Below are 5,063 nucleotides of genomic sequence, written 5' to 3'. Positions count from 1 at the left end.
GAAATTTAAAGAGAAGAATTAAATACATTTTTAATATTTTTGGGGAATTAAATTTGGGGAATTAAAATGGAATTAAATGTCCATAAATGATTTTTACAAATAGTCCATAAATGATATTTCCGTAACAAACCTTTAAATTTTTGTTGACAAAATACACTTCTTTGTATAAAATAATAATAATGAGAAAAAAAGGGATAATTTCATTATTAATTCTATTAATAATATTTATGTGTGGTTGTTTCCCAAAAGAGAAGAGTATCCTCCTCCAATATAAATATCAGCCGGGCGAGATACTTAAATATAAATTCTCTAATATTTCCAAAGGGATAATTACCACAGAGGGATTACCAATTTTGGGCACTTCTACTTCCCCCATTGAAGTAATGATAGAGACAAGATGTAAATTTACCCAAAAAGTTACAGGAATCGAGGAAGGTGGGGTGGCAAATATAGACTTCAGCTATGATTCTTTTGAACAAGATATTAAAACGCCAATCTTCAGCCAAAAACAGGCAAATCCATTTTTTAATCTTCTGGAAGGCAAAAGTCTTAATATAAAAATAGGAAAAGATGGCTCTTTGTTAAAACAAACGGGGATAGAAGAGATTCCTGGTCAGATACCAGAAAATATTCAGCAAGAATTGATTCCAAAATTTAAGGCAGAATGGGAAAAAAATATAGTCACATTAATTGAGAGAAGTTATCAAAGATTCCCATTAGAAGAAATGAAAGTGGGGGATAGTTGGATTCGGGAATTAAGTTATAATATTCCATTATTGGGCACGACGCGTGGGAAATTTGCCTATACTATTGAAGAATGGACACAAATAAAAGGAATTGAGTGTGTTCAAGTAGGGATAGAGGCAAACCTGACTGTTAGTGAAAGAGAACCATTTGTATTTCCACAGGAAATAGACATTTCAAAGGTAACATTTAACGGTGCGGCTCAAGGCAAAGGGAAAATGATTTTTGCATATCAACAAGGAAGGTTAATGAGTAATGATTTAGAAATGGATGTCAAGATGCAGGTCAATTATAGCCAGCCTGAAAGAGAATTAAAAATGAATCTGGATTTTAAGACACAAACATTACTCGAACTGGAATAAGAAGATTAAGAGTGAAATTTTTTACTTAACCTTAACCCTTAATTCAATAGGCGGGATAGCTCAGACGGTAGAGCGACGGACTGAAAATCCGTGCGTCCCCAGTTCGATTCTGGGTCCCGCCACCATTTGAAAAAAATCGGCACTCTCCCCCATTTCACTGGCCCATTACCCAATGATTGGACAGCAATTCTCATTATGACAGAAATTGTGTAAAAAAGGGGAAAGGGAGAAAATGGAGAAATGGAGAAGGTGATTAAAATTAGTCACGAATAGACCGAATTAATCCTAATAATCCTATGTTTCGTGGTTATGCGTGTCCTATTAGTGGTTATATTTTCTCCCTATTCTCCAATTCTCCTTGCTTACACATTTTCATAATTAGAATTGCTGATGGTTGGAAATTTTTCTTGACTTTTTTTCCCCTTAATGGTATCATTTTAAAACTATTTATAATAAAAGCCACAAATTGGTCTATAGCAGTTATTAGTCAAAATTTTACTCAGAGTGGATAAGGGAAAAATCCCAAATCCCAAGCACCAAATTTCAAGTAATAAATACCAAACTATGGGGGGTAATGTTTTGAATTTTGGTCATTCGAATTTGTTTGGAATTTGGAATTTGTGATTTGGAATTTCATAGCCATATCTGGGTCAAATTTCGATTAATAAGTGCTATATTTACCAAAAAAGGAGGATTATTAATCTATGTCAGCCAAAATAATAGATGGCAATGCCATTGCCGAACAAATTCGACAAGAGGTAACTCAAGAAGTAGCAGAATTAAAATTAAAGGGAATTACCCCGGGATTAGCGACTATTCTGGTTGGAGAAGACCCAGCATCACAGGTTTATGTGCGAAATAAAGGTAAGGCGTGTGAAAAGGTAGGAATTTACTCTGAACAACATACACTCCCTGCCACGATAAAAGAAGATGAATTACTAAAATTGATTGAGACACTCAATAACAACCCTAAGATAAATGGTATCCTGGTCCAATTACCCCTTCCAAGACATATTAACGAAATTTTGGTATTGAATGCTATCTCTCCAGATAAAGATGTTGATGGTTTTCATCCAGTAAATGTAGGGAAATTCTTTACCGTGAAGGATTTTGAGGAAATGGTTAGACAAGGATTATTTCTTCCCTGTACACCGCATGGGGTGATAGAATTATTAATCAGGAGTGGTGTTAATTTAAGTGGACTGGAGGCTGTAGTCGTGGGAAGAAGTAATATTGTTGGGAAGCCGGTGGCTATGTTACTCCTGGCTAATAATGCTACCGTAACTATATGTCATTCACGCACTAAAGATTTAACAGAGGTCTGCCAGAGGGCAGATGTCTTAGTCGCCGCTATTGGCAAACATCAATTTATTAAAACAGATATGGTCAAAGAAGGTGTCGTGGTAATTGATGTTGGCGTCAACCGTATCCCGGATTCTACTTCAGAAAAAGGATTTAGATTAGTTGGTGATGTCGATTTTGAGCAGGTAAAAGAAAAAGCCTCGATGATTACACCTGTGCCAGGCGGCGTAGGACCAATGACAATTACGATGCTTTTAGTTAATACAGTTAAATCAGCGAAAAATCAAGCTGAAATGTAATAAAGGAGTAAAAAAGGAAAAATGGGAAGTAATGGTGGTATTCTTAACGGTATGATTAAGCGAGCGATGGAAGAAGTTATCCGTAAGGAATCTGTGATACCCACAGAGGTTCAAGAAAAACCTGAAATTGAATCAACACAAAAAGAAGAAATGATAGAAGAAGTTGAGAATATAGAAAGGTTTTATGAAGAAAGTATCAAATCAATTAAAGATGGACTGATTCTCGATGGCTATGTTGTTCAGGTAGATAACGAAGGGGCATTAGTTTCAGTTGGTGGTAAAACAGAGGGGTTTATTCCAAAAGAAGAATTATCAACAAGGCGTTTTTCTCATCCATCAGAAGTAATTTCAGTTGGAGACCAGGTTAAGGTTTATGTTCTTACCACAGATGATGGACAGGGAAACTTAATTCTATCTAAAAAATGGGTTGATATAGAACAAGCCTGGGGTAATGTAATTACCGCTTTTAAAGAGAATAAAATAATAAATGGTAAAGTAGTAAAACGAGTAAAAGGAGGATTGATTGTTGATATTGGCATTAGAGGTTTTATCCCAATGTCAGAACTTGATGTTATCCCTAAAAGGGGCATAGATGGATATTTGAATAAAACTTTAAGGTTAAAGGTAATAGACTGTAATCAAGAAGAGAGAAAACTTATCTTCTCTCATAAATCGGCAGTAGAAGAGGAACTTCAAAGGGAAAAACAAGCAGTTCTTGACTCTTTACATCCAGGGAAAATATGCCAGGGGAAGGTAGTTAAACTTACAGGATTTGGTGCGTTTGTCAATATAGGAGGAGCGGATGGCTTAATTCATCTCTCAGAATTATCTTATCGAAGAATAAAACATCCACGAGAAGTAGTGAATGTAGGAGATAAAATTGAGGTTATGGTTTTAGATGTGGATAAGGAGAAAGGAAAGGTTTCATTAAGCCTGAAACAAACTCAGGTTGATCCGTGGAAAGAAATCTCTAAAAAGTTTGAGATTGGCTCAATTGTTACCGGAACGGTCTCGAAGATAACTAAATCCTATATCTTTGTCCATTTTAGTGATGGGATAGAAGGATTAGTTCCATTTTCAGAGTTATCGGTCAAAAAAATTTCCTCCCCTTCAGAAGCAGTTAAAGAAGGAGAGCAGGTTAAAGTAAAGGTGTTAGATGTTAAACCATTAGAACGAAGGATAAGTTTGAGTTTAAAACGGGTTTATTATGAAGAAGAAAAACAAAAAATTCAGAACTACCTGAAAAATCAAAAAGAGGGACTGGGCGTTACTCTTGGAGATGTTTTTAAAGAGAAATTTGGGGATAAGTTGCAACTAATTGGTACCTCTGAATAAAATTTCTTGACATAATAAAAAAATCACTATAATCTTTTAAGGAGGGTAGATGAGTTTAATTCCATTGGAAGAACTTTTAAAAAAGGTAGATAATCGTTATGAATTAGTGAATTTAGTCGCTAAAAGGGCTATTCAATTGTTGGATGGTACAACCCCGCTAATTGATGAGGCTGAAGGGGAAAGAGTTAACACAATTGCCATAAAAGAATTACGCGAAAATAAGATTGTCCGTCAACAAAAAATACCCGAAAAATCCCCTGCGTAGTTGTAACTGTAAAGTTTATCAAAAAGCAGGACAGAATATTACAGGTTGAATTATTACAAAGGATTAAAAATCAGGTAACCGTTCAGCCACAGAGGCACAGAGTTCACAGAGAATTAGAGAAATTAGCCACAAATGGACACGAATTATAGCATTTATTAATCGAAATTTGACATAGATATGGCTATGAAATTCCAAATCACAAATTCCAAATTCCAAACAAATTCGAATGACCAAAATTCAAAACATTACCCCCCATAGTTTGGTATTTATTACTTGAAATTTGGTGCTTGGGATTTGGGATTTTTCCCTTATCCACTCTGAGTAAAATTTTGACTAATAACTGCTATATTCCCTCTGTGTTCTCTGTGACTCTGTGGTTATATCCTGAACGGTTACAAAATCAGTGTTTCATTCGTGTCTATCTGTGGCTGAATAATTACGCGTAGTTTTACTGGACATTGAACAAATGACTCCATTAACCCAACTTACTTGCTTCTATATCCTGGGCATAATAATTGGGAACTTCATCGATATTCCTCTTTTTATTATTTTTGTCGGGATAACTATCACTTTTCTCCTCACTTCCATCTTCTTTATAAAAAAATTCCATTTCCAAACCAATATCTTTTTCCTTTTGAGCATAATATTGATAGGGGTGTTGTTTCATGAGGGACATTCAAGATTTTTGTATTCTAACTCCCTGAATAAGTATGTTGGACATAAAGTAGTTTTAATTGGCGATGTTGCACAACCAGT

General features: G+C 35.1%; 5 protein-coding genes and 1 tRNA gene. 5 read left to right on the top strand and 1 reads right to left on the bottom strand.

All coding sequences use genetic code 11. From position 1 onward, the window contains the following. The first annotated feature begins 179 nt into the window (after positions 1-179). The 5 genes from AB1414_15320 to rpoZ all read left to right on the top strand — a co-directional run bounded on the left by AB1414_15320 (position 180) and on the right by rpoZ (position 4,307). Positions 180-1,106, top strand: a complete 927-nt coding sequence (locus AB1414_15320) for a DUF6263 family protein (protein ID MEW6608790.1) — start codon at positions 180-182, stop codon at positions 1,104-1,106. A 49-nt stretch (positions 1,107-1,155) separates the two neighbouring features. After that, a tRNA-Phe gene (locus AB1414_15315) sits at positions 1,156-1,231 on the top strand. 579 nt (positions 1,232-1,810) lie between these two features. Beyond that, on the top strand, positions 1,811-2,707 hold the full coding sequence (folD, locus tag AB1414_15310; protein MEW6608789.1) for a bifunctional methylenetetrahydrofolate dehydrogenase/methenyltetrahydrofolate cyclohydrolase FolD: 897 nt from the start codon (positions 1,811-1,813) through the stop codon (positions 2,705-2,707). A 21-nt stretch (positions 2,708-2,728) separates the two neighbouring features. Next, the gene (gene rpsA / locus AB1414_15305) at positions 2,729-4,042 is read left to right on the top strand and encodes a 30S ribosomal protein S1 (protein ID MEW6608788.1); all 1,314 of its coding nucleotides are present in this window, start codon (positions 2,729-2,731) and stop codon (positions 4,040-4,042) included. Between the two features lie 49 nt (positions 4,043-4,091). Continuing rightward, on the top strand, positions 4,092-4,307 hold the full coding sequence (rpoZ, locus tag AB1414_15300) for a DNA-directed RNA polymerase subunit omega (protein MEW6608787.1): 216 nt from the start codon (positions 4,092-4,094) through the stop codon (positions 4,305-4,307). 475 nt (positions 4,308-4,782) lie between these two features. Here the strand turns inward: rpoZ and AB1414_15295 are convergent, their stop codons facing one another. After that, positions 4,783-4,983 (bottom strand): hypothetical protein, encoded by a 201-nt coding sequence (locus AB1414_15295; GenBank protein MEW6608786.1) that lies wholly within the window; start codon positions 4,981-4,983, stop codon positions 4,783-4,785. Between the last annotated feature and the right edge of the window lie 80 nt (positions 4,984-5,063).

The sequence above is a fragment of the bacterium genome (genome assembly GCA_040755795.1).
GTDB lineage: Bacteria > UBA9089 > CG2-30-40-21 > CG2-30-40-21 > SBAY01 > JBFLXS01.
The sequence above is the reverse complement of the archived record's forward strand: the minus strand, read 5'-3'. Positions and strand labels throughout refer to the sequence as shown.